Origin of the sequence: Roseobacter sp. N2S, from assembly GCF_031454055.1 — a bacterium.
Taxonomy (GTDB): domain Bacteria; phylum Pseudomonadota; class Alphaproteobacteria; order Rhodobacterales; family Rhodobacteraceae; genus Amylibacter.
On the sequence record NZ_JAVDQB010000001.1, the window covers coordinates 1 to 23,029 of the forward strand.

Annotated in this window: 22 protein-coding genes; 7 read left to right on the plus strand and 15 right to left on the minus strand. The window is 52.2% G+C overall.

Annotated features, from left to right (window positions below):
• Positions 1 to 309, plus strand: a 309-nt coding sequence (locus GGE09_RS00005; protein ID WP_309742574.1) for an IS3 family transposase, incomplete at its 5' end; no start/stop codon positions are given.
• Between the two features lie 11 nt (positions 310 to 320).
• On the opposite strand, the gene GGE09_RS23420 is transcribed toward GGE09_RS00005, so the two are convergent.
• Positions 321 to 497, minus strand: coding sequence for a hypothetical protein (locus tag GGE09_RS23420; RefSeq protein WP_405048536.1), 177 nt, complete (start codon positions 495 to 497; stop codon positions 321 to 323).
• Between GGE09_RS23420 and GGE09_RS00010 the strand changes: the two genes are divergently transcribed.
• Positions 424 to 840, plus strand: coding sequence for a transposase (locus GGE09_RS00010; RefSeq protein WP_405048516.1), 417 nt, complete (start codon positions 424 to 426; stop codon positions 838 to 840). The two genes, GGE09_RS23420 and GGE09_RS00010, sit on opposite strands and share 74 nt — an antisense overlap.
• 394 nt (positions 841 to 1,234) lie before the next feature.
• Here GGE09_RS00010 and GGE09_RS00015 read toward each other — a convergent pair whose 3' ends face one another.
• Positions 1,235 to 2,413, minus strand: coding sequence for a peptidoglycan-binding domain-containing protein (locus tag GGE09_RS00015; protein ID WP_309742576.1), 1,179 nt, complete (start codon positions 2,411 to 2,413; stop codon positions 1,235 to 1,237).
• A gap of 229 nt (positions 2,414 to 2,642) precedes the next feature.
• Here GGE09_RS00015 and GGE09_RS00020 point away from each other — a divergent pair, with 229 nt between their 5' ends.
• Both GGE09_RS00020 and GGE09_RS00025 read left to right on the plus strand, forming a co-directional pair.
• Complete coding sequence (locus tag GGE09_RS00020) at positions 2,643 to 3,272, plus strand: OmpA family protein (protein ID WP_309742578.1); 630 nt, start codon at positions 2,643 to 2,645, stop codon at positions 3,270 to 3,272.
• A complete protein-coding gene (locus GGE09_RS00025) occupies positions 3,269 to 4,024 on the plus strand; it encodes a caspase family protein (protein ID WP_309742581.1) in 756 nt (251 codons plus the stop codon). The genes GGE09_RS00020 and GGE09_RS00025 overlap by 4 nt, the downstream gene beginning before the upstream one ends.
• Here GGE09_RS00025 and GGE09_RS00030 read toward each other — a convergent pair.
• The 5 genes from GGE09_RS00030 to GGE09_RS00050 all read right to left on the minus strand — a co-directional run bounded on the left by GGE09_RS00030 (position 3,945) and on the right by GGE09_RS00050 (position 10,814).
• Entirely contained in the window at positions 3,945 to 4,772 is an 828-nt protein-coding gene (locus tag GGE09_RS00030) for a family 16 glycosylhydrolase (protein WP_309742582.1), read from the minus strand. The two genes, GGE09_RS00025 and GGE09_RS00030, sit on opposite strands and share 80 nt — an antisense overlap.
• A gap of 220 nt (positions 4,773 to 4,992) precedes the next feature.
• A complete protein-coding gene (locus tag GGE09_RS00035) occupies positions 4,993 to 6,312 on the minus strand; it encodes a DUF3131 domain-containing protein (RefSeq protein WP_309742585.1) in 1,320 nt (439 codons plus the stop codon).
• The gene (locus tag GGE09_RS00040; RefSeq protein ID WP_309742587.1) at positions 6,299 to 7,996 is read right to left on the minus strand and encodes a glycosyltransferase; all 1,698 of its coding nucleotides are present in this window, start codon (positions 7,994 to 7,996) and stop codon (positions 6,299 to 6,301) included. The genes GGE09_RS00035 and GGE09_RS00040 overlap by 14 nt, the downstream gene beginning before the upstream one ends.
• A gap of 258 nt (positions 7,997 to 8,254) precedes the next feature.
• Positions 8,255 to 9,661 (minus strand): sugar phosphate nucleotidyltransferase, encoded by a 1,407-nt coding sequence (locus GGE09_RS00045; RefSeq protein WP_309742589.1) that lies wholly within the window; start codon positions 9,659 to 9,661, stop codon positions 8,255 to 8,257.
• Between the two features lie 10 nt (positions 9,662 to 9,671).
• The gene (locus GGE09_RS00050; protein WP_309742591.1) at positions 9,672 to 10,814 is read right to left on the minus strand and encodes an acyltransferase; all 1,143 of its coding nucleotides are present in this window, start codon (positions 10,812 to 10,814) and stop codon (positions 9,672 to 9,674) included.
• 147 nt (positions 10,815 to 10,961) lie between these two features.
• On the opposite strand from GGE09_RS00050, the gene GGE09_RS00055 reads away from it, so the two are divergent.
• The 3 genes from GGE09_RS00055 to GGE09_RS00065 all read left to right on the plus strand — a co-directional run bounded on the left by GGE09_RS00055 (position 10,962) and on the right by GGE09_RS00065 (position 13,308).
• A complete protein-coding gene (locus tag GGE09_RS00055) occupies positions 10,962 to 11,549 on the plus strand; it encodes an OmpA family protein (protein ID WP_309742593.1) in 588 nt (195 codons plus the stop codon).
• A 244-nt stretch (positions 11,550 to 11,793) separates the two neighbouring features.
• Entirely contained in the window at positions 11,794 to 12,753 is a 960-nt protein-coding gene (locus GGE09_RS00060; RefSeq protein WP_309742595.1) for a DMT family transporter, read from the plus strand.
• A gap of 156 nt (positions 12,754 to 12,909) precedes the next feature.
• Positions 12,910 to 13,308: a rhodanese-like domain-containing protein gene (locus GGE09_RS00065; protein ID WP_309742597.1), complete on the plus strand. Its 399-nt coding sequence runs from the start codon at positions 12,910 to 12,912 to the stop codon at positions 13,306 to 13,308.
• A 3-nt stretch (positions 13,309 to 13,311) separates the two neighbouring features.
• On the opposite strand, the gene GGE09_RS00070 is transcribed toward GGE09_RS00065, so the two are convergent.
• From GGE09_RS00070 to ubiB, 8 genes are all read right to left on the minus strand, one after another.
• Positions 13,312 to 14,745: an amidase gene (locus tag GGE09_RS00070; RefSeq protein WP_309742598.1), complete on the minus strand. Its 1,434-nt coding sequence runs from the start codon at positions 14,743 to 14,745 to the stop codon at positions 13,312 to 13,314.
• 39 nt (positions 14,746 to 14,784) lie between these two features.
• Positions 14,785 to 16,428, minus strand: a complete 1,644-nt coding sequence (locus GGE09_RS00075) for an amidohydrolase (RefSeq protein ID WP_309742600.1) — start codon at positions 16,426 to 16,428, stop codon at positions 14,785 to 14,787.
• 58 nt (positions 16,429 to 16,486) lie between these two features.
• Positions 16,487 to 17,512, minus strand: a complete 1,026-nt coding sequence (locus GGE09_RS00080; protein WP_309742602.1) for an extracellular solute-binding protein — start codon at positions 17,510 to 17,512, stop codon at positions 16,487 to 16,489.
• A 2-nt stretch (positions 17,513 to 17,514) separates the two neighbouring features.
• A complete protein-coding gene (locus GGE09_RS00085; RefSeq protein WP_309742604.1) occupies positions 17,515 to 18,339 on the minus strand; it encodes an ABC transporter permease in 825 nt (274 codons plus the stop codon).
• Positions 18,332 to 19,234 carry an ABC transporter permease gene (locus GGE09_RS00090; RefSeq protein WP_309742606.1) on the minus strand — a complete coding sequence of 301 codons (903 nt, stop codon included), beginning with the start codon at positions 19,232 to 19,234 and terminating at the stop codon, positions 18,332 to 18,334. The genes GGE09_RS00085 and GGE09_RS00090 overlap by 8 nt, the downstream gene beginning before the upstream one ends.
• Entirely contained in the window at positions 19,234 to 20,304 is a 1,071-nt protein-coding gene (locus GGE09_RS00095; RefSeq protein ID WP_309742609.1) for an ABC transporter ATP-binding protein, read from the minus strand. The genes GGE09_RS00090 and GGE09_RS00095 overlap by 1 nt, the downstream gene beginning before the upstream one ends.
• Before the next feature lie 194 nt (positions 20,305 to 20,498).
• On the minus strand, positions 20,499 to 21,380 hold the full coding sequence (locus GGE09_RS00100; RefSeq protein ID WP_309742611.1) for an MBL fold metallo-hydrolase: 882 nt from the start codon (positions 21,378 to 21,380) through the stop codon (positions 20,499 to 20,501).
• 81 nt (positions 21,381 to 21,461) lie between these two features.
• Entirely contained in the window at positions 21,462 to 22,985 is a 1,524-nt protein-coding gene (ubiB, locus tag GGE09_RS00105) for a 2-polyprenylphenol 6-hydroxylase (RefSeq protein WP_309742613.1), read from the minus strand.
• Positions 22,986 to 23,029: the final 44 nt, after the last annotated feature.

Sequence of the window (23,029 nt, forward strand, 5' to 3'; positions counted from 1 at the left end):
CACACAGACCAAGGCTCGCAGTATACAAGCCGGGATTGGGCGGCGTTTCTGCGAGCCCACAACATCAAGCATTCGATGAGCAGGCGTGGAAATTGCCATGACAATGCGGTCGCGGAAAGCTTCTTCAATCTGATCAAACGTGAACGCATTCGCCGCCGCACCTACAAGACACGCGAACAAGCAAGACAAGACATCTTCGACTACATCGAAATGTTCTATAACCCGAAACGCAAACATGCCAGAAACGGGATGCTGTCGCCCGTCGACTTTGAAGACAGACAGCGAAATAACAACCAAGAAGGTGTCTAGGAAACTAGGGGCTATTCAGTTTGCCTGCAGGCGTTCGAGAACTCGCCGAAGTATACCTCGTCCAGATCGAAGATCTCAGTGCTCAGATTGCAGCGCTGGATCGAAAGATGAAAGGTGCCGCCAAAGAAGCTGAAGCGGCACGTCGCGCTCAAACTATGCCGGGCGTGGCCAATCACGGCTTTGGCCATAGAATCCTTTGCGCCTGACCTGAACTGCTTTCGCAGAGGTCGGGATTTTGCCGCATGGCTGGGTTTGGTTCCCAAGCAGACCTCGACGGGCGGCAGGCCTCGCCTTGGCAAGACATCAAAGATGGGCCAACGTGAAATTCGGCGGCTGCTAATATCGGGTGCAATGGCTGTTCTGCAGGCCGTTGAGCGCTTTGGAAAACCACATAACGGTTGGATAATCTCCTTGTTGGAACGCAAACCCCGTATGCTGGTCGCCGTTGCATTAGCAAATAAAATGGCGCGCGGCCTGTGGGCTATGGTGACGAAGCAAGAGGACTACCAAAACCCGGCAATGATGGCGTGAACGCAACGCGGCAGACATCAAAACCCGGGACTTGAGCGTGTGAGGAGAACGATGAACAGTAAGGGAAATTGATCGGAAAGATCCGGACCAGACAAAACAGTTTTACTGCAGGAGCCAATGAGCTCGATTTGTTGATCTGTCTTTGGTTCGCGCATCGCCATACCGGCCCGCGGCTGTATCAATCGCCGCAACGAGAGGCCTGATACATTACCGCATCCGATCACACACTCAGACCATTCAGAAATCTCTTGCACCAATGGGGGCATCCATACATGCAGTAAATGCTATCAAAAGAGCGGCATCTAACCGCGACAGGTCCAGCTTGATTAGCTGTTCAGTGTTTTCTGGTTTCCCGCCCGAAACGCAAACGTTTGCGGGGCTTCTGATTAACCAACTATTTCTTGTTCAGAAAGTCATGAAGATTAATGTACCCATCGCCACAAGGTTTTGCAGGGGATGAAGTCGCACATCCGATACCGCGGGCTTCTGTTGGAATATTTTTGTGCCTGCTAGGGGTAGTTTTTGGAGGCGTTGATACCGATTGCACCACATTTTTCTTGGGCTTCGTGACCGTGACAACCTGACCCATACCCAAACGTCTTTTAAGCAAAACGATCAGATCAAAATCAACAATGCCGTTAGGTAATATTTTCTCATGTGCTTGAAACGCACTTATTGCAGCCCGCATTTTCGGGCCGTTACCAGACTCATTGCTATTAGACAAATATCCTAACTGGACCAACATTTCTTGTGCTTGTTTGACTTGCCCACCAACCTGCTTTCGGGTGAACTTACGTTCTTTTCGGCCATTGGATTTGGCCGATGTTACAGGCTGGGCAAGGCAGGTCCAATATGGGACTCCGGAATGGCGCCCCAACAATTCAATCAGCCCCACCTCAATAAGGTTTCGAACGGCTTGACTTTGGCTTTCCACACGATTGATCTGAACCGAGAAACCCAGTGTCGCCAGATCAATTAGCCCGGTTGCAGAAGCCCCAAAACCTTGCCCCACCACGACCATTGAATTTGCAACTGACGCGCCTGCAATGACGCGACGTGAAGGAAATGCAACGAGATGCATGTCCACAGAAACCACCGACAATTTTCGATATGGTCCGAACTTTGACCCCGTCAGATTGCCGCTTGGAAAGCTACCGTCTACGGAGGCAGAATCGTTTGTAACATCCCGATCCAGCTGGCTGATCGAGCCCCTGATATAGTATTGCGGCGTAACTTCATCACCGTTCTGGACCTCAACATCAAGAAGGCCCCCAAACTTTATGAGTGCCTGATCGACGAAAATATAGGCTTGTGACCTGCGGTTCATTTGCGAAATCGCATTAATCAACATATCGTCCGCACCAACGTTAATAAGCTTGGTTTCGTCTGGAATGTCAGAGGATGAAATTAACGTTTGCCGCCGCCCGGCGCCGGCCAAGAGCCGATCCATACAGTCAAGTGCCGCGCTAAACGACGTGAAATTTCGAGCCGGTCGGGTGTCCGGCTCTGCAATAGAAGGCGCCAACAGCGGGTTGACTCCGACACAGCCCGAAAAAGCAGAGAAAACAGTCACGAGAATTGCATGCTTCAACATAAGATTTGGCAAGGACATAGGTCACCAATTAGTGAAATGAGGTCTCAAGCTATAGAAAGCAGCAATTAAAATGCCGTGAAGCAAACATGATTAACGATAGTAATTTAGCTCAAATTTTGCGGATTTTGGGTGATCTACGTAAGCAATAATTTACCGGATTATACAATAATGAAGCCACTGGCCCTTACACAGCTCAGGAGGTTCTTCGATGCTAAGCCCCATTAAATTTGTCATTCAAAGTTTTTTCTTGGCCGGTTTATTGGTAGCAAACCAAATCGGTCTTCCCGCGCATGCGCAGGGAAAAAATGCAGTTCATGAGCTGCCCGTTGGCGCGGATTATTGTGCAATTTTGCGAGCTTTTACGAACAATGTAGATCCAGCATGCCCAAAGTTAACAAACAGCTTTCTAACACGTAGCACCGGTTCGGCAGCCACAGATCAATTCCCCAAAACCGCAGCTCCACTTGCATCAGCAGAGGGTGATAAAGGGTATTACATTCGCTTCGCTTTTAACTCGGTAGAATTAACAGCGGAATACAAAGATCACTTAGATCGACTTTCGTCGGTGTTCAGATCGGCGGCTATGGAGGGTGTTTGCATAAAATTGATGGGGCATACAGATGTCCTTGGCACGCCAGAATATAACCGCAGATTGTCACTGGCACGTGCTCGTATCGTACAAGCTTATCTGGTTGGGCAATCAGCCATAGAATCCAGTCGCGTGGTCTCTGATGGCGCCGGAGAAACAAATCCTTTGTTAAATTTGCCAGGCGGACACCCCTTAAACCGTCGCGTCGAAATTCTAGCGCGTGCGCAAACAAATACGGGGTGTTCGTGAAATCCACCATTTCAGTTTTATTATTGCTACTTCACGTAGTTTCACTAATGGCTATTTCCACGGCTGGTATTGCGGAAACTCGATTAAACCGTGTGGCACTGATTATCGGAAACAGTAACTATTTATACTTTTCAAATCTACGGACACCAAACGCTGACAGCTCTGCGATTGCAGGCCATTTTCGAAAGCTGGGTTATCAAACGTTCCTTCTTCAGAATTTAACGAAGCAGCAACTTCTCATCGCATTGGCAGAACTCCAAATAAGGGCAGTGAGCTCTGATCAGGTGGTGGTGTATTATGCTGGCCATGGAATGCAGCAAAATGGGGAAAGTTATTTGATACCTACGGATGCACAAATTTCAGGCGGAAAAATCGCAGCCCAGCTGGTTCCGATGCGGGTTGTGATCCGTGCTATTTCAGACAAACCGCGCCAGAAAATTGTGTTCTTTGACGCCTGTCGGGACAGGGCAATTTCAAGTGAATTCCCGCCAAACAATAAGAATTCCAACAATTGGGCGCATGCAGGCCTGTTTATTTTCTACTCAACACAACCAGGGACAACAGCAAGTGACGGCGTGAATTTTCTAAGCCCTTTTGCTAACGCCATGACCCTAGCTTTGCAAAGAAATCCAGTACCCATCGAGGAATTCGCAAAACGTGTACGTTTAGATGTTATTCGAGAAACAAATGGCGCTCAGATTCCATGGTCCCAATCGTCGTTACTTCGTCCCGCATTTTTGTCAGCGGAGTAAACGATATTTGGTTAAAATATGCCTCACCAGATGATTTTGGGTTTGCAAGTCCCGCCCATTTTTGAATGGATGGATCTGCGGCCCAAATATTTGCAAACAACAGCCCAGGCGGGGCCGGCAAAGGGCCATCTGCCTTTGAGGTCTCAAACACTGACCGCCCATCTACATACCACCGAATCTTTTCAGGCAACCAGTCAAATGCATAATGATGCGGCTTCTCTGACGTGTTGAAACCAAGGTCGATGAACTTGTTTGTCAAAGCGCCGTTCACAAACCAGGCAATGTGAAGCTGGTTCATGTTTTTACCAAGGAATTCAATATCTATTTCATCATGTTGTGTACCATAAGCTGGCCCTGAATACGTAAAAAATCCAGCGATAGTTCCAGGATTTAAACTTGGCTGGATCCAACTTTCGTACCGCCCAAAGCCGGTTGGGATCAGTCGGCGGATGGACCCACCAATAAATCTGTTGTGAGTGGCAGACAACTCTACGGCCGGTGACAACTTAAGTAACAACCCATTTTGGGTCGACGAGGCTAACGTATCTCCAAAAACTGCCTGAGCTTTCCGCCAATCCGTGTCAAAATGCGGGTGTCCGAAATCATATTCAGCAACATGCCAGTCGGTTAACGAAACCGAACTAAAGCTTTCTACGAAACCTTTAGTAAGTTCTTCTGCATGCGTTGCCATTGCCCACCCGCTGAAAACAAAGATGCAAAAAACCACGCCTTTTGGGACGTTCGCCATCTGTAGCACCCCACTATCACAAGGAGTGCCCTGTGCATTTCCCCGAATTAAATATTGATTAATATTTAGTTAATGGGGCAACTGCACAAGTAATTTGGTTAAAAATGGTTAACGGCGTTCAGAACGCATGAAAATTGGGAAATTAACGTTCTCCCATGCGTCCTAGTTCATGAAATAAGTTACGTTTTATCATCAGCGAAAATAGCACACGAGTCAGACGCTATTTTATTTGCCAAAGTGGTCCCAGTGCCATGTAGTGGACCGACTCTAATACAACTGCATTTGTGTTGAGTGTGACAACGTCATTGACTGCTTTATCGGATTCGTAAATTCCAGCAGCCCAGCCGTTGTGTCGTTCCAGCCCGGTAAGGGATTCTCGCAAACTCTGTGTATACGCACGCCCATATAGGGCATCCCAAGCGAAAACAGCTTTGGTGCTTAGGCTACGCAGATTATTATAGAACGACCCATCTTCCGAAACCACGGCCCAGGGCTTGCCATTGCTATGCACCGAGGAATAAAGAAAATAAGGAGCTTGGTTAATGTGATCTTCTGATACCATCGTCGGAACATTCTGACGTTCAAACCGTGCCTCTTGGGCTAAATAAATTTGCGCTGCCATGTACGTTGCCTCACTATCTAACCCCAATTCCAAACCCTGCAAAAAATAAGGCTCACTTAACGTTGGAGTAATCGCGCGGAACGTACCATGGTTTCGTAAATCGACGGGCACTTGTACTCTTGATACAGTTTCCCAGCGAATTATCCGGTCTGCTGAAATCGCACGTATCACATCCAATCCCCAAAGTGCGGCAGCACGCGCGGCGTATTGTTCATATCCTATCCGCCCTTCTTGCGAATAGACTGTTGCACCACCCTCACGAGAGGCGCCGATCAGCTCTCCCTTCTGAACCATCGCGCCTAGTTGCCATTGTGATAGGATACCACGAATGTTTGGGCCAAATTCCGGATGTAACCGTTCCAAAACCCGAAACCCTGCCAGTAAACGTGCGACATCCAGTGCAGACCAGCCGACACCATCCTGAGAGGTAGCGTTTTTATAGTCCACCATTTGTAGTGTCCGAGTATTATAGGCCTTATTGGGTAAAATTCCTTCGTATAAAGGCAATTTTGCAAGGCTAGAAAGAAACCTTTCAACGCGAGACGTGAAATCCGCGTCATCAATCAAATCGAGCCGATGAGCTGCGGATAACGCAAATACGTAAGACCCCTGATCCCAAAGTGTCGCAGAAGGAAACCCGGCGACGGAATCCACCAAACCGGTCTCTGGCTGGGTATTGTATTCGAAGTATCGCCAAGCAACAGCTGCTGCAGACCTATCTGTTTCTCTTAATTCACGTGGCCCGACAGGAGACACTGTGGCCTCTGTCAGGTTCTGATGTTGTGATCTGTTTGCGCCTAAAATCAATCTGGTCCAGCCATCCGCTGAAATTGCAAAAATTGAGGCGGCAAGCAAACCTGCAATGAAAATCAGGCTCGACCGGTTTTTGCTGCTTTCAGTTGTTTCATATGGCTGCATTGGAAAGGCCTTTTCTGTGTTGGGAAATCAAACCTGACGACATCTGCGACTCTGACAGCCCGCTAGGCGGCGGCCGCCAACGTGTCAGGCGGACAACACGCATCAGCGACACAGCATTCCAAATTAACCAGAAAAGGTTAACGGTCAGAAAAGTTGCTGAAAACCCAGGAACATGAAGCAATGCGGCAATACATCCGTAGATCCCTGCGGCCCCCATTCCGCCTAACAAAATTAAATTTGGCAGCGCATATTTAAAGCTGGATTCACCAAAAATCGGAGTTTTAGGCGTGGCCGGAAATTTAGGCTTTTGCCCCCGTAACACATACCAAAAAGCCCGCAAGGTGATTGGTAAGCCGCCGATAGCCATGACGCGCCCAATGTTAACATTATAACCTTTGCACCCGACGATCATGGCCAATTCGCCAACGATCAAAACGGGCAGAATGCGCGCAAAAAATTCGACGGTGTAAGCCTCTACCGGCTTCCACCCTGTAAATAGGGACAAAGCTGGCGCTAACATCATAATTGGCGTCCATAGCACAGACAAATAAGACCAGAAAGTTGCCGCATAATGAAGCTTGATCCGCCACCACATGCCGCGCTGAAAGATCGGATTATCATGCAACATGATATCAAAGGTGCCGCCGGCATATTTAAGCTTTTGTGTTGCCCAAGCGTCCACACTCCACGGTGATAACATCCTGCTTTCGACCTGCGGGTGATAGACCGATCGCCAATTTTCAGTTCTGTCGCTGTGAAGTGCGATCGAGGTGTAAATATCTTCAGAGACGTGGAATTTAAAAGGCTGCAGCCGCGTTTGTGACAGCATTTTGTGCAAATTAAACCTTCTGGTCGTGGCATTTATTTGGCGGTTCATCTGACGCATAGCCCCTTGAAATAAGGCTTCACGACGGTGAATTGAACCTGCCCCGCAGCAAAAGGAGGCCCCATGTCGATTACGTCTTCTTTGAATCACGTCAAAAAATAGCACTGGTTCAGACATAAACGGATCCTGCCCGCTGTTTTCGCGACCGGAAAAACCCCGCAATATAGGCCCTAGCGTTTTTGACAAAAAAATCGCCAGCGCAGTAGGCAAGATACGATTGGAACGACTTTGTACCTTTTGCGCCCATGGTTCACCGAAAGGAACGTCGTAAAACCAATGGGGGGTCTGGACCCAAGCTACGTGCCTGTCCCTGAAGTACCCCAGTGTGTTTTCTAAAAAACTTGGAAAAACGCGCGTATCCGCATCGCATATAAGGATGAAATCACCTTGTGTTTGCAAAAGCGCATTTTTCAGGTTTCCGGCTTTAAACCCCAAATTATCTTCGCGGCTCAAATATCCAACATTTTGCAAACGCGCCATCGCAGAAAACTCGGGCCTGTTTCCATCATCCAAAAGCCATATATTTACTGTGATACCCCGGGGGGCACGCATTGATTTCGCAGCTAAAATTGAAGGAACCAACACGTTTAAATCTTCATCATAAGTGGTGATGTAGACATCAACACTTATGGTCGCATCAGAGCCATCACATCCTACATCTGACCTTTTCGTTGGGGGCGGCTTCGGTTTGGTGTCGCCCTCACTCCAGATATCGTAAAAGAACAAAATCGTGCCCAGAAAGAATAACGTTTCGGCCATAGCGACAACGCAAGAAAACACCAAGGCATCGAGGTTCAATGACGACGTCCACCGCCAAAACAGGTACCATGCCGAGAAGCCAATCGTTGCGCCGGCTAAAAACTGCCAGATAACAGTGCGCTTCCTCCCCAAAGGGCCGCGGACTGAGGGGTGACGGTGTTCAAAGTTCGTAAAATACGGTTTTGCGGTCACTTAACCCCCAATTCGTTAATCGCCCGAAGGCAGGATTAGCAAGGTATCTGATTACCTAAAACCATACCGATTAACGGTTAACGGGCCGTTAGGTTACCAAAGGTTTCACGCGATTTTCGCCGTATTTTCATGCATTTCGACCATTTCCAATTTGTGGGTTTGCGCGAAACCAAGCCCTTTGAGCGGGCTTTTATTCTGCAGCCGCCCATCGGCAAAGCTATGATTGATTGCCCAATTCGGACCCGCGATCATGTGATCAACAATTGCTCTTTTTTCCACCTGCGTATCTGGAAAAATCAGGCTGTTACTCACCAACGTTTTGGGCAGAATCCGGCAATTTGCGCCGATGAAACAATTTCCTTTAAGCATCACATCCCTGGCAACCCGCGCACCTGCGCCAATATAACTGCAGCCATCAACAGAAATCCCACGCCCGATTTGCGCTGTTGGTTCAACCCAAAAATCCTTCTCTTTTTGAACACTAGATATAACAAAGTTCTCAGGCATATTTTTCAGGACGGATTTATGTGCACTAAAATATTCAGCGCCGCTCCGGATCGGGAACCAGCGGTGTTTGGACACAAACATATGGACCCTCGCCCCGTGCTTCTGAAAAACTTCCAGAATGTCACCAGAACAATTGGGTGCATTAAGAATGTCTTTTGCCGCCCCCCCAAGAATCATCACCCCTGTTTTGGCATTGGTGTCCCCACACACCGCTATCGTCGCATCAGCTTGAACAGATTTATGAAAAGCCATCATTTCGCTTAAGTCGACGTCCGTTATGGCGTTACCTGAAAAGACGAATCTATCCTCTTCGAAAACGCAATGGTGCCGAGAGAGATGGGAGAGGCGTTTAATCGAGTCGATTGAACCTCGGGGGTTTAATTCCATATTGAAATCATCAACGTAGAATTTGGATAATCCCTCTTGCAGCCTTAGATGTGACCGGATTTGGTGGCCCAAATACCCGGTATTCACGATAAATTCAGTCACACCAAAGCCGCTTAAATGATCCACAATTCGTGTGACAATGGGTTTCCCTAGGAAATCCAGCATTGGCACTGGTGTCTCGTAAATCAGAGGCGCCATCCGAGTTGCTTTTGGCGCGCACAATAAAATGGCGCCAGATCCAGCTATTTTGAGCGGGCGAAACATTTTATCTTGCAGCGCAGCGGCGCGCGTCGGAAAAACAGGCAGTAACTCTAGCAACCCATGTCGGGCAAGGCGCATTTCAGACTGTGCAGACAATCCACAAAGCGCTGCAATCATGCCTTTTGAACCCGCGCTCCGCGCCCGCTCTAACATGGTGAACAGCTCGATCAACTTTCCAAGGTCGCTATAACTGGCTGTCCCCATATGGGAAAAATCAACAATAATCCCGGGCACTGCTTGATTTCGCAATCTTTCGATCACGGTGTCCAGCTTGGGTTTTCCCATTTGAACAAGGCCCGTTTTGCGCACATCCAAAAGCGCAATGTTCCCACAATGAGTGATTTCGACAACGTTCATTTCAAACCCTTCAAGCTGCAGCGCGTAGAATTGGTAAACGCGGTAGTGGCCCTAAGCCAATCGTCCATGCCAAGGGACGAAAACGCGCTAAGCACATCACCAGAACAGATGTAGCCGCCACGGCAAATACAATCTTGGTGATGACTTGTTCAATTGGTGAGAATGACCTGCCATTCAGCCAAATTTCGACGAGATCTAGGAAAATCGGGTGGCACAGGTAAATCCCGAAAGAATACGGCGCCAGCCAGCTGAATACTTGGGGCCATCGCTTGTGCCCTAGACACAAAGCCACCGCGAAAAGGACAACCGGCATTAAAAAATCAGCCCAATATCCCGCCGTGTAATTAAACGGCCACGCACCGGATTCAATGGTTTTCCATGTGGCCGCGAGCTTAACCAAGAACAGCAAACTTCCAAAAAACAGAAGTAAGGGCAGAAACTTCTCTCGCAATCCGGCACTGACCTGTTGCCACACCCCAAGAAAGGCACCGGCCATTAACCCATACCCGGCGTAGGTCGAAATTTTCACCAAGCGCACCACGTATGGCAGGCTTTCGGCGCCCCAAAACTCTGCAAAAACAAACTGGTCCAACTCTCTTTTAATAAGGAGACACACCAAGACCAAAGCCCCTAAAATTGGGAACCGCTGTGCCAATCGAAAGAGCGGATAGAGCAGCAACAAGCCAAACAATGTCGGGATGAAATGCATATGATATTTCACACTCCCGAGGGAAAAATATTCAATCCATTTCAATGGATTAAGCAAATCACTTGCAATTGTATCCGCGTAACCGAAAGCATTGCCTTTTATCAGGTTATAAAAGGCGTAAAATAATGTCCAAAAGGCAAACGGGACCAGCAAACGGCGGGCCTGTATACCCATGGTTTCTTTGTAAGTTTTTGGGCGTTTTTCCAAAGCCAGCAACAGCAGAAAGACTGAAATCATCAAAAACAACTCCGTTCGAGCCGTATAAATGACAGCCCTCAGAAGCATTGGCGCAATGCGTTGCCCCACATCAAACTGGGTGAAAGGTTGCCCAAGCGAATCCGCGGTTGCATGCAGCCCCACCATCGAAACACCCGCAGCGAGACGCAGGCTATCCAACCATATAAAGCGATCTTGGGTTTCTATTTTACTAGACAATTCGGTCACGTAATCCTCTTTTCGACTCAGAGGATCATGCGGTTAGAATCAGAATTATTCGTAAACAAAGCCGGAAATTAACCACAGAAATTGCCCTATTTTCTTCACCGTTTCTTAGGTTTTTAGCCCTAGAGAAGACGTAGGAGGTTCGCGCTCATGCGATTTTTTTCCCTTTTTTGTGCGGCCATCATTATTGCTGCTGTTCTACACTGCCCCCTGCCAGTCTTGGCACGGGGTGACGCCGCAATGCAGGTGTGCGCCGACATATTGGCCCAGTATGGAATCGCCCCCGAAGGCTGCGATCCAGAAGTGGATTCAAGGCGCGAAGCCGTTGAAGAACCGGTGCAAGAAACAAGCACTTCGCCTTCAAGGCTACCGCCCCTAGATCAGCAAGTTCTGGACGAAAACAATATCTTCTTTCAAAAGGGTGGCGATTCTCTTGATACCGAGGCGCTTAGAAAGCTGGATCTATTGGGTCGTGTCTTGAATACCCACTTATTAAGCACAGCCTGTATACGCCTTGTGGGGCATTCAGACGCCTCTGGCCCCGCTGCTCTTAATCGTGAAATGGGATACAAGCGGGCACAAGCCGTCGCGCAATACTTACGGCCCCGCCTTACAGAATCAGCCCGCATTTCAGAGGTTATGTCGGATGGGGAAGACAGTTTACTGCCATCCGTTCAGCCGGAAAATGCAATCAACCGTCGCGTAACAATTTACGCAAGGCGCTGCCAACAGCCTTAGCTTTGGTCAGGCGCGACAACGCCCATGCCATTCGGCAATTGACGCAAGGTGCCACCTAATTTCCGCCAACCGTCAGCCCGTAGCAAAAGCGTTAGATTTCATTCCTGCATGGCTTTCCCGCAGTCTTGATCATTCTGATCCGTGAATGGCAAAGCAGATTGCATAACCTGATGGAATGCAGCTATTGCTTTTGCTATCGGAACACCCGCAAAGAAAATTTCCGGGCTAAAACGGGGCACGCGAAATGAAACTTTCGGATAACATGCAGGGCGCGCTTTTAATGTCGGCTTCCATGGCTGGGTTCGCTCTGAATGATGCATCCTTAAAATTCGTCGGTGCGGACTTGGGCATATTCCAATCCATTTTTCTAAGGGGTATTTTCGCGGTCTTTCTGATCGGAAGTTTTACTTACTTCAGCGGCGCTTTTAAAACCCTACCCCCACGCCCCGATCTAGGACGCATTGGCCTGCGATCCCTCGCTGAAATCGGTGCCACTTTGGCCTTTTTAACTGCGCTCTACCATATGCCGCTGGCCAATATTACCGCAATCCTCCAGACCCTACCCCTGACCATTGCCCTCGCCGCAGCTGTTTTTTTCGGCGAACCTATGGGACGAAGACGTATCATAGCAATTACAGCAGGCTTTGTTGGTGTACTTATTATCATTCGCCCCGGCGCGGAAAGTTTCAATGTCTTCGCGCTCCTCGGCCTTGTGGCCGTTGCCTTTGTAACTGTACGAGATTTATCCGCACGCCGCCTCAGCCCAAATGTATCGTCACTTTTCGTGGCCTTCGTCGCAGCTTTTGCGATCATGATCACAGGGGGCATTGGCCTGCTACTGACACAAAACTGGACAACCCCAAGCCTTTTTGAACTTGGCATCCTCGCCATGGCAGGCTGCTTTCTGTTCGTCGGGTACTACTGCTCTGTCGCAACAATGCGCATCGGAGAGGTCGCAGTTGTCACCCCTTTCAGATATTCCATTATGCTTTGGGCGATGATGCTCGGCTGGTTGATTTTCGGCGACATTCCAGACAGTTGGACAATTATCGGCATGATGATTATTGTTGGATCCGGCATTTTTACCATGTGGCGGGAGCGGCAGCTTCGTCGCGCGGCCAAGCGCGCTAAATCATCCGCAGCGCCTTCCGAAACGCCTTTTGTCAATCACGACAAACCGCTCAACCGGCTCGGAATCCATTAGACAAAATTCCAAAGTGCTGTCTTTTAAAACCAGACAGTTTAACGGGACCATATTGTCAGGTCATATTTTCGCGAAACGATGATGTCCTGTCTCTGGCCTTTTAGGTGAAAACCGCGCAGATTAACCACAACACTTCCCCCAAAGACGGAGTTTCCCATGGCACAGAACATCACAAAACATGTCAAAGACATGATCGCCGACGCGAACGCCATCGTCACGACAATCCCCACGACCGAGGCCTTTGATTTGGTGAACAGTCCCGATCACGTCTTGGTCGACCTGCGCGATTTTCGCGAATTGAAACGGGCTGGCAAGATACCAGGCGCGTTTTCCTGCCCGCGCGGCATGTTGGAATTCTGGATCGACCCGGACAGCCCCTACCACAAAGAGGTTTTCAATCAGGACAAAACCTATGTGTTCTATTGCGCCAGCGCGTGGCGGTCCGCTTTAAGCGCCCGTGTTGCCCAAGAAATGGGGCTGAATCCCGTCGCCCATATCGAGGGCGGCTTTGGCGCTTGGGTCAAAGCGGGCGGACCGGTTGAAGAGGTCGAATAAACCTTAGCCCCGAAAATCAGGGCGGCTTTCCAGCTTGGCAAATTCGGACCCGCGGATATCCTCATAGGCCAGCGCAGCGCGGCACACATCTGCGTCGCGGTAGGTGTGGCCGACAATCTGGATACCCGTTGGAACCCCGCTTTTCGCCCGACCTGACGGAGCAGATACCACGGGACAGTGGTTCAACATGTTAAACGGCGGCGTCATGATCCATCCGGTAAGGGGATGCACTTTCTTACCGTTAATCCGCACCTCATCGCTGACCCCGTCACAATCCGCGGGAACGGATTCCAGTGCGGTTGTCGGGCAGATCAGCAGGCGGTATCTGGCGAAAATCTTGCTGATCTCGCCATACATTTTATTGGCAATTTCACCCGCCTGTAAGAACCGCGCCGCATTGGACGCGCGCCCGCCATCGACCAGCGCACGGGTGTAGGGCATGAAAATATCCGGATCACTGTCCACCAGTTCACGCAACGATCCGCCAAACAGATGCTCCAGATGGGCCAGTGCGCCGTCCAGAATATCGGCGCTCCATCCGATGTCCACTTCCTCGACAATCGCACCCGCAGAACGGAACACATCAAGCGCGGCTTCTGTATTGCGACGAACGTCTTCGCTGACCTCATAAAAACCGAGGTTCGGGGAATAGGCTATTTTCCAGCCTTTGATGGGTTGCACGTCAGTTGGAATACGCAGTTTCGGGCGCAGCGACACCATATCGTTTTTATGGGGTCCGCACATGACATTTTGCAACAATATCATATCTTTCGCGGTGCGTGCCAAAGCCCCATCCACCGCATATTGGTCCAGATTGAACGGTGAATCCGCAGGGTTGCGCCCGAAGGTTGGCTTTAACCCGTAAAGCCCGCAGGTCGAGGCGGGAATACGAATGGACCCCGCAATATCAGACCCCGTACACAGCGCCGAAGTCCCCGAAGCGAGCGAAGCCGCAGAACCGCCCGACGACCCGCCGGGGCTTAGGGACAGGTTCCACGGATTGCGCGTCACGCCCCAAAGTTTGCTATGGGTTGTGACCGTGCAGGAAAACTCCGGTGTGGCGGTGCGGCAGTGCATAATGCCCCCCGCCGCCAGTATTTGCGCATTCACGGGGGATGTTGTGTCCGCAACAAAATCCTTCATCGCAAGGGAACCGTTGGTTGTTGGCAATCCCTTGATAAAACTTTCGTCCTTGATCCCGATGGCCAGCCCTTCCAGCGCTCGGGTGCGTTTTGCGCTGGCGTATTTCGCCTCGGCTTTGGCGGCCTGCGCCAGCGCCTGATCAAAATAGGTGTTGGTCAGGGCGTTGACCTTTGGCTCCACCTCGGCGGCGCGGGCGACCATCGCCTGCATATGTTCCACAGGCGATAGTTTTTTGCGGCGAAACAAGTCCAGCGCTTCATGGGCGGACATATAGGCAAGCTCGGTATCAGCCATCAAAAACATCCTTATCCTGTTAACGCGCTGCGCGTGGGGTCAGGCCGTATAGGTGATCCGTCCTGCGCAAATTGTAACGGCGGCGCGGGCTTTGCCCAGTTGATCGGGCTCGATCGCTTCAAGGTCGGTATCCATAACCACCACATCCGCCATCATGCCTGCGCGCAGACGGCCTTTGCGGGATTCGTTGAATTCCACCCAAGCGTTATCCCGCGTGTAAGACGCCAGTGTTTCGCGCAGACCTTGGCGCTGATCGGGCCAGTGATCGGGCAAATCCACCCCCGCCACAGCGCCCTGAATTGTGGGCATCACGTCCACAGGCACAACCGGCCAGTCAGTGGAAAAGATCATCTTTGCCCCTGAATCGCGGATTTTTTTCCATGCGAAAGCGTTTTCGTACTGGGCGTCGTGCAGCAGAAACCCCTTTTCATAGGGTGGGAAAAATCCCCCACGGGGCGAATGCAGCGGCTGGATTGATGCAACTGCCCCAAGCGCTGCGATGCGCGGAATATCGTCCGGATGGATGGTTTCGATATGTTCGATCCGGTGACGGCTGTCGCGCACACCGTTGGCTTTTTGCGCGGCTTCATAGCCGTCCAACGTCTGGCGCACCGCTGCATCACCGATAGCATGGACTGCGATTTGCAGGCCCATTTTATCAGCACGGATACAAGCCTGTTTGAAATGTTCGTCTGAAAACAGGGGGGCGCTGGCACTGTCCGTGTTTGGATAGGGCTGCAACATGAATGCGGTGCGGCTGTCGATCACCCCGTCCATGAACATTTTGACCCGTGCAGACCAGACCATATCACTGTTATAAGCCGCGCGCATTTCAGCGGCCTCGGCCAGTCGTTCCAGTGAATCTGTGTGTTTCAGGTGCATCGGTACTTCGGTACGGCATTGCAGATCGCCATCGGCTTCCAATGCGGCCAGCAGTTCCAGTTGATAGACGTTGCCGTCCATATTGTGCAGGCCCGTGATCCCGTGGGATGCGCAATGGGCCAGCCCTTTGGCCATGATCGCCTTATCCGTCGCCCGCTCTTTCGCGGTTACCGCAGGCACAGGGTCAGCGCCCGTCATCAGGCCCAGCATTTCGCGCCCGCCCAGCGCTGTGCAATCCAGAACCGCCTTATAAGCGCCCGGTTCGCGCAGCTCGCCAGCCGCGGTGCCGTCAGCGGCCATCACCACTTCGGATCCTTCGTCCACCACAGCTCCGTGCAGCAGGCCTGCCATTTCCAGCGCCTTGGTATTGGCCCAGACCGTGTGATGATCGGATGCCATTGCCGCAAAGGCGCGGTCGGGCATGGCGGCATCCAGATCCTGACGGGTGATCGGACGGTCGCCCATGGCGTGATAGTCGATGGCGCTGGCAAACAGCAGCGGATCATTGGGGCGCGACGCCGCATAAGGGCGCACAGCGGCGGCGATACCATCGACGCCTTCAGCCCCGTAAAGGTTCAGGTAATCCAGTTCCGCCGCACCTTGAAACAGATGCACATGGCTGTCGATAAAGCCGGGCAGAACGGTTTTGCCCTGCGCGTCGATCACTTTGGCGGTGCCTGCGATCTCTTTGATCTCGGCAGTGGTGCCCACAGCGGTGATGATGCCGTCCTTGATCGCAAGCGCTTGGGCGTCCGGCCCGTCAAAGGTGATGACGCGGCCATTCAGAATTACCAGATCCATAATTTGGTCCTTTAATAGAAAAACGGCGCACCCCTAATGGATGCGCCGCAGGTCGGTTTTACTTTTGCAGTTCGGTCCAGATTTGGGTGTAAATCTTGGTGGATTCCGGTGGGCAAACTTTAGCGATATAAGCCGCGCCTTTCAGGTCGGCGGGGATGTTCACCTCTGGTGCGGCGGCCATGTCTTCGGGCATAAATGCCTCTGATCCGGTGATGCCGTTTGCATAGCGGGCGAATTCGGAAATCATCGCAGCATTTTCAGGTGCCATGATAAAGTTCATGAAGGTTTTCGCGTTATCAGGATTTTTGGCATCTGCCAGAATGGCAACGTTGTCCATCCAGACAGGGAAGCCTTCCTGTGGATATCCAAACACGATGTCTTCGTTTTGCAGACGCGCACGGAAGGACGCACCGTTCCAGTTCACACCCGCAGACAGGTCACCCTTGGCGTATTTTTCAATGGCACCATAGTCGATCGACAGCCATTTCGGCTTTGCTGCAACCAGCACATCGCGTACTTTTTTCAGCACCTCTTTGTCTGCGGTACATTGCTCGCCGCCGACGTATTTGATCGCCATGCCCATCACGTCGTTCATTTCAGGAACCACGTTGATCTTGCCGATCAGCTCCTCTGGCGGATCAAGAATAATCCCCGAGGTGTTCGGGTTGCCGCCATAAACGGCCGTGTTCACGGTCACACCAACGGTGCCCCATTGCCATGGCACAGTGTAGCTGCGGCCTGGATCAAATTCGACATCAACCCATTGCGGGTCCATGTTTTTGAAGTTTTCCATTTCATTCGGTTTGGATTCCAGCAGCAAGCCTTCGTTGATCCAGATCGGCACATAGGTGCCCGAAGGTACAACAATATCAAACCCGTGGCCGCCCGCCTTGACCTTTGCCAGCGCCGTGTCGTTGCTGTCATAATCGGTGATGGTCACCTTGATGCCGGTTTCTTCTTCGAATTTTTTGATCAGTTCAGGGCTGGTGTAGTTGCCCCAGTTATAGATGTTCAAATCGCCATCTGCAAAAGCGGGTGCGCTCAGTGCTGCGGCGATACCGATCGCTGTTACTATTGTTTTCATTTTCAACGTCTCCCTGTTGATTGATTGCCGCCCTTGGAAAGTAGATAGAACGCGATCACCAGAGCGACTGAGATCGCGAGCAAAGCTGTCGAAATTGCGTTTACCTCGGGTGTAATCACGCGGCGCATCTGTCCCAACATATAGGTGGGAAGGGTGTCTTGACCCGCGGATTTCACAAATTCGGTAATCACAACATCGTCCAGCGATATAACAAAAGCCAGCATACCGCCCGCCAGAACACCGGGCCACAATTGGGGCAGGGTCACGCGGCGAAACACCCGCCACGGGGTGCCGTATAGATCAGCCCCTGCCTGTTCCAGATTAAGATCCATCCCCTGCAAACGGGCGCGGATCGGCATATAGGCAAACGGAATACAAAAGGCCGAGTGGGCGATGATCAGATACATCAGCCCCGTATACCCCGTGGCCACTTTGATCATTGCGAAAAAGATCAGCAAGGCCACAGCGGTGACTATTTCAGGGATCATCAGCGGCTGGTTTATCATCGCAAACACAAGGGTATAGCCCTTGAAACCACGGGTTCGCGTGGTGGCCAGTGCCGCCATCACCGCCGCCGAGGTCGCGATAACCGATGCGCTTGCCGCGATGATCAGAGACAGGATCGTGGCGTCCTGTACTTTGTCGTTTTGCCACGCGCTGACGTACCATTGCAGGGAAAAGCCCTCCCAGATGGCAATGCTTTCGCCTGCGTTAAATGAATAAATCACCAGCAGGATGATCGGCAGGTACAGCAGCACAAAACAAGCCAACGCAATGGGTACAAACCCTGTTTGGCGGCGAATATCAAAGGCGCGGGATTTAGCCATGGGACATCTCCTCGCGTCCGGCAGAGCGCACGTAGAAGATCAGCGCGATCATCACAATCGCCAGCAAAGTGATCGACAGCGCCGCCCCCAAAGGCCAGTTGCGCCCTTGGCCGAACTGCAACTCAATCAGGTTGCCCAGCATCAGGTGTTTACCGCCCCCCAGAACCCGCGGCGTCACATAGGCGCCAAGCGAAGGCACAAACACCAGAATGGACCCTGCAATCACGCCGGGTTTCACAATCGGGAAAATCACCCGCCGCAACACCCGCCAGCGGGACGCGTAGAGGTCATAGGCCGCTTCGACCAAGGAAAAATCGAACCGCTCCATCGAGGCATAGATCGGCAGCACCATCAGCGGCAGATAGACATAGAACATGCCCAGCGTGATGGCGAATTCGGTGAACAGCATTTGGATCGGCTGGTCAATAATCCCCAGCCCGACCAGAACCGAGTTGACGACACCTTCGTTGCGGATAATTTCCATCACCGCAAAGGTGCGGATCAGCAGGTTGGTCCAGAACGGGATCATGATCAGCAACATCCAGATGTCGCGGCTGTTTTTGGGGCGGGTGGCGATGAAATAGGCCGTGGGGAAGCCAACAATAAACGCCACAAAGGTCGTCATCAAAGACAGTTTGACCGACCGCCAAAAGATCGACAGATGGGCATCGGAAAAGGACAAAGTGTCGTCAAAGAAATCTCGCTCGACCACCACATTGAACCAAGCATCGGTCGAAAAACTCCAGACAACCCCGCCGTAATCCCCCGCTGTCAGGAACGAGTAAATCACCACAATCAGCAACGGGCCAGAGGCCGCGAACAGCAGAATGAACATGGCTGGCGACAGCAGCAACCAGCGGCGACGGGTGGCTTGGGTTTCGGATTTATGTGCCATCAGTCCCTCAAGACCTGACCAACGCCCGCGTTGAACTGGACGCCAACCGTTTCACCAATGCTGAATGCTTCGGGGATGTTGGGCTGGTTTTGCTTGCGCACAACAAAGGCAGAGCCCCCGTGCAGCGTCACGTGGTAATGGGTGTCGGTGCCGAAATAGACGATGTTTTCCAGCACGCCGTCGATCAGCGCGCTGTCTTTGGTCAGGGTGGTATGTTCCGGCCGCACTGCCAGCGTCACTGCGCCGCTGGTTGCCCCGCCTTGCACGGCGCGTGCGGCAATCGTGTTGCCCGATCCCAGCTTTAGCAAAGCCGTGTCGCCCTCAACGGATTCAATGCGGGCATCCAGAAAGTTGGTGTCGCCGATAAAATCTGCCACAAACCGTTCGGCAGGGTGATCGTAAATGTCTTTCGGCCCGCCGATCTGCAAAATCCGCCCCGCGCTCATCACCGCGATGCGGTCTGACATGGTCAGGGCTTCTTCTTGGTCGTGGGTCACAAAAACAAAGGTAATGCCAGTTTCCGATTGCAGACGCTTCAGTTCGATCTGCATTTCCTTACGCAGTTTGAAATCAAGCGCGGACAGCGGTTCATCCAGCAACAGCACCTTGGGTTTGGGGGCCAGCGCACGGGCCAGCGCCACACGCTGTTGCTGCCCGCCGGAAATCTGGCTGGTCATCCGATCGGCCATGGCCGTCATCTGAACCAGCTCTAGCATATCATCGACTACGCTTTTGATTTCAGCCTTGGGACGATCCTGCATTTCCAGACCGAAGCCGATGTTTTCAGCCACAGTCATATGGGGAAACAGCGCGTAATTCTGAAACACCGTGTTTACAGGCCGCGCATAGGGCGGCAGGGCCAGAACGTCCTGACCCTCGATGGTCAGCGACCCGCTGGTGGGGTCAACGAACCCCGCAATAGAGCGCAGCAAAGTGGTTTTGCCACAGCCTGACGGACCCAATAAAGTGAAAAATTCGTTCTGCCGTATTTCAACATTGATGTCATCAAGCGCCAGAAATGCGGATGCGCCAGCGCCAAAGGTTTTCGTCAATCCCGAGATTTCGATCATACTGTGTCTGCTACCTAACTGTTGCGGTGTAGGGACGGCCTGTCACAGTTTTTGGCCCTCCAACGCCTTAACTAAGCGCTAACTGGCGGGAGAGAGTCAACGTAATATTTCGCCTTACATGCGCTAATAACAGGCAACCTCTGTCTGCTGCTTCAATAGGCGGCTAACAGAAAATTTTGTTTTATCTTGGCTACTTACAGGCCGTTTACCGGAACTTTTAGCATGGGATTACCATCATCATCGGTCGGCATTGTGCCTGCGCGCATATTCACCTGTAAGGACGGAATGATCAGTTTTGGCATGGCCAGTTGCGCATCCCGCTCGGTGCGGAATTTGATGAAATCCTCGCGGGTTTTCCCGCCGCCCACATGGATATTATGCGCCTTTTCGTCACCCACTGTAGTTTCCCACAGGATATCACGCCCATTGGGGCCATAGTCGTGGCAGATGAACAATCGCATGGCATCGGGCAGGGCCAGAACTTTCTGGATACTGTCATAAAGCGTACCCGCATCCCCGCCTGGAAAATCCGCACGGGCAGAGCCGCCGTCCGGCATAAACAGTGTATCGCCAGTAAAGGTCGCATCGCCCACCACATGCACCATACAGGCAGGCGTGTGGCCCGGCGTGTAGATGGCAAAGGCCTGCATCGAGCCGATCTGATAGGTGTCGCCGTCCTTGAACAGCGCATCGAACTGCGACCCGTCCCGCTGAAACGCGGTGCCTTCATTGAAAATCTTGCCAAAGACCTCTTGGACCTCGACTATTTTTTCACCGACCCCGATTTTCCCCCCCAGTTTTTGCTGGATATAGGGTGCCGCACTTAGGTGGTCAGCGTGCACGTGGGTTTCGATAATCCAGTCCAGCGTCAGCCCTTTCGCGGTAATTTCCGCGATCAGTAAATCTGCGTGGTCATAGGTGATACGCCCCGCCGCGTAATCAATATCCATCACGCTGTCGATAATCGCGCAGTGATTGCTGGACGGGTCGCGCACGATGTAACTGACCGTATTGGTCGCCTCGTCAAAATGGGCGGACACATCGGGCTTTACGTCCATATTCACAGGGTAGGTCATCAAATTTCCTCCGGTGTTAGCTGGGACAGGCGCGAGACAATCTTGCACAGGTCAGGCCTTCCTTGCAAAGAGAATTCGCGCCTAATCCAGCGCGCTTACTGCCACCGCTACACAGATACCGCCAAGGATAAACAGGGCCAGCCCCCGCCATTTAGACACGGATTGGCGGGGCTCCGGCGGCGCAGCCGTGCGCAGCAGCGCGTTTTCCACCAGTTGCGGCAGTTGCGGCCCGAACCGGGACAGGGTGCGCACTGTGCGGGTCAGATCGCGGATGATCGCCTTTGGCCCCAGATTATCGGTGATGTAGGTTTCCACCACGGGTTTGGCCACTTCCCAGATGTTCAGGGACGGGTCGAGCGAGCGGCCCACGCCCTCGACCACAACCATCGTGCGTTGCAGCAAAATCAGCTCGGTGCGGGTTTCCATGCCAAAGCGTTCGGTGACGTCAAACAGATGGGCCAACAGCCGCGCCATGGAAATTTTGGTGGCGTCCTGCCCGAAAATCGGCTCGCCCACAGACCGCAGCGCAAGGGCAAACGCCTCAACGTCCTGATGGGCGGGAACATAGCCCGCTTCGAAATGCACCTCGGCCACACGGCGGTAATCCTTGCGGATAAAGCCGATCAGAATTTCGGCGTAAACCCGACGTGTGTATTCGTCGATCTGCCCCATGATCCCGAAATCAAGCGCAATCAGATCACCGTTCGCCCCCGCTTTCAGATTGCCCTGATGCATATCCGCATGAAAAAAACCGTCCCGCAGCGCATGACCCAGAAACACCTGAACAATCCGCGCCCCAAGGGCTGGCAGATTATGCCCCGCCGCGCGCAGTGCATCCACATTGCTAAGGCCGATGCCTTCGACCCATTCCAGCGTCATCACGGATCGCGCCGAATGCTGCCAGATCACACGGGGTACGCTGAACCCCTCGTCCCCTTGGATATTGGCGTGAAACTGGTCCGCAGCGCTTGCCTCCATCCGCAGATCCAACTCACCTTTGACCACAGTTTCAAAATGGGTAATCACCTCGGTCGGATGCAATCGGCGGGCCGAGGGCGACAGCAGTTCAATCATCTGCGCAGAGAAATGAAACGCATCAATGTCACGGCGAAAGGCGCGATCAATGCCGGGGCGCAGAATTTTCACCGCAACCTCTTGGCCGCTGTCGCGCAGCCGTGCGTGATGCACCTGTGCAATAGAGGCCGCTGCCACGGGTTCGGAAAACTCGGAATAGATATCCTCAACAGGGGCGCCCAGCGCGTGTTCGATCTCGGCGCGGGCCTCTGCCATAGAAAACGGCGCGATCTTGTCCTGCAGAACCTGCAATTCCCTGGCCATTTCGGCCCCTACCACATCAGGGCGGGTGGACATCAACTGCCCGAATTTAATATAGGCAGGCCCCAGCGCGGTAATCGCGCGTAGCATGGGGGGCTGTGTCGGATCGCCTTTCAATCCCAGCCATTTGAACGGCCAGCCCAACACCCGCGCAGCAAAACGCACCGATGGGGGGGCGTCCAAAGCCTCGAGCGCGATTTTCATCGCACCTGTGCGTTCAAACGTGGCGCCTGTGCGGATCAACCGCCAGATATTATGGGGTCCGCGCATAGGTTAAACGTCCGCTACAGGGGTCAATTCAGGGTGGGGTAGAA

What these genes read in the sequence shown, in the direction of transcription:
- GGE09_RS23420 (WP_405048536.1), bottom strand. Translation starts at nt 497, where the DNA reads ATGGCCAAAGCCGTGATTGGCCACGCCCGGCATAGTTTGAGCGCGACG.
- GGE09_RS00020 (WP_309742578.1), top strand. Translation starts at nt 2,643, where the DNA reads ATGCTAAGCCCCATTAAATTTGTCATTCAAAGTTTTTTCTTGGCCGGT.
- GGE09_RS00030 (WP_309742582.1), bottom strand. Translation starts at nt 4,772, where the DNA reads ATGGCGAACGTCCCAAAAGGCGTGGTTTTTTGCATCTTTGTTTTCAGC.
- GGE09_RS00035 (WP_309742585.1), bottom strand. Translation starts at nt 6,312, where the DNA reads ATGCAGCCATATGAAACAACTGAAAGCAGCAAAAACCGGTCGAGCCTG.
- GGE09_RS00045 (WP_309742589.1), bottom strand. Translation starts at nt 9,661, where the DNA reads ATGAACGTTGTCGAAATCACTCATTGTGGGAACATTGCGCTTTTGGAT.
- GGE09_RS00055 (WP_309742593.1), top strand. Translation starts at nt 10,962, where the DNA reads ATGCGATTTTTTTCCCTTTTTTGTGCGGCCATCATTATTGCTGCTGTT.
- GGE09_RS00060 (WP_309742595.1), top strand. Translation starts at nt 11,794, where the DNA reads ATGAAACTTTCGGATAACATGCAGGGCGCGCTTTTAATGTCGGCTTCC.
- GGE09_RS00065 (WP_309742597.1), top strand. Translation starts at nt 12,910, where the DNA reads ATGGCACAGAACATCACAAAACATGTCAAAGACATGATCGCCGACGCG.
- GGE09_RS00070 (WP_309742598.1), bottom strand. Translation starts at nt 14,745, where the DNA reads ATGGCTGATACCGAGCTTGCCTATATGTCCGCCCATGAAGCGCTGGAC.
- GGE09_RS00075 (WP_309742600.1), bottom strand. Translation starts at nt 16,428, where the DNA reads ATGGATCTGGTAATTCTGAATGGCCGCGTCATCACCTTTGACGGGCCG.
- GGE09_RS00080 (WP_309742602.1), bottom strand. Translation starts at nt 17,512, where the DNA reads ATGAAAACAATAGTAACAGCGATCGGTATCGCCGCAGCACTGAGCGCA.
- GGE09_RS00085 (WP_309742604.1), bottom strand. Translation starts at nt 18,339, where the DNA reads ATGGCTAAATCCCGCGCCTTTGATATTCGCCGCCAAACAGGGTTTGTA.
- GGE09_RS00090 (WP_309742606.1), bottom strand. Translation starts at nt 19,234, where the DNA reads ATGGCACATAAATCCGAAACCCAAGCCACCCGTCGCCGCTGGTTGCTG.
- GGE09_RS00095 (WP_309742609.1), bottom strand. Translation starts at nt 20,304, where the DNA reads ATGATCGAAATCTCGGGATTGACGAAAACCTTTGGCGCTGGCGCATCC.
- GGE09_RS00100 (WP_309742611.1), bottom strand. Translation starts at nt 21,380, where the DNA reads ATGACCTACCCTGTGAATATGGACGTAAAGCCCGATGTGTCCGCCCAT.
- ubiB (WP_309742613.1), bottom strand. Translation starts at nt 22,985, where the DNA reads ATGCGCGGACCCCATAATATCTGGCGGTTGATCCGCACAGGCGCCACG.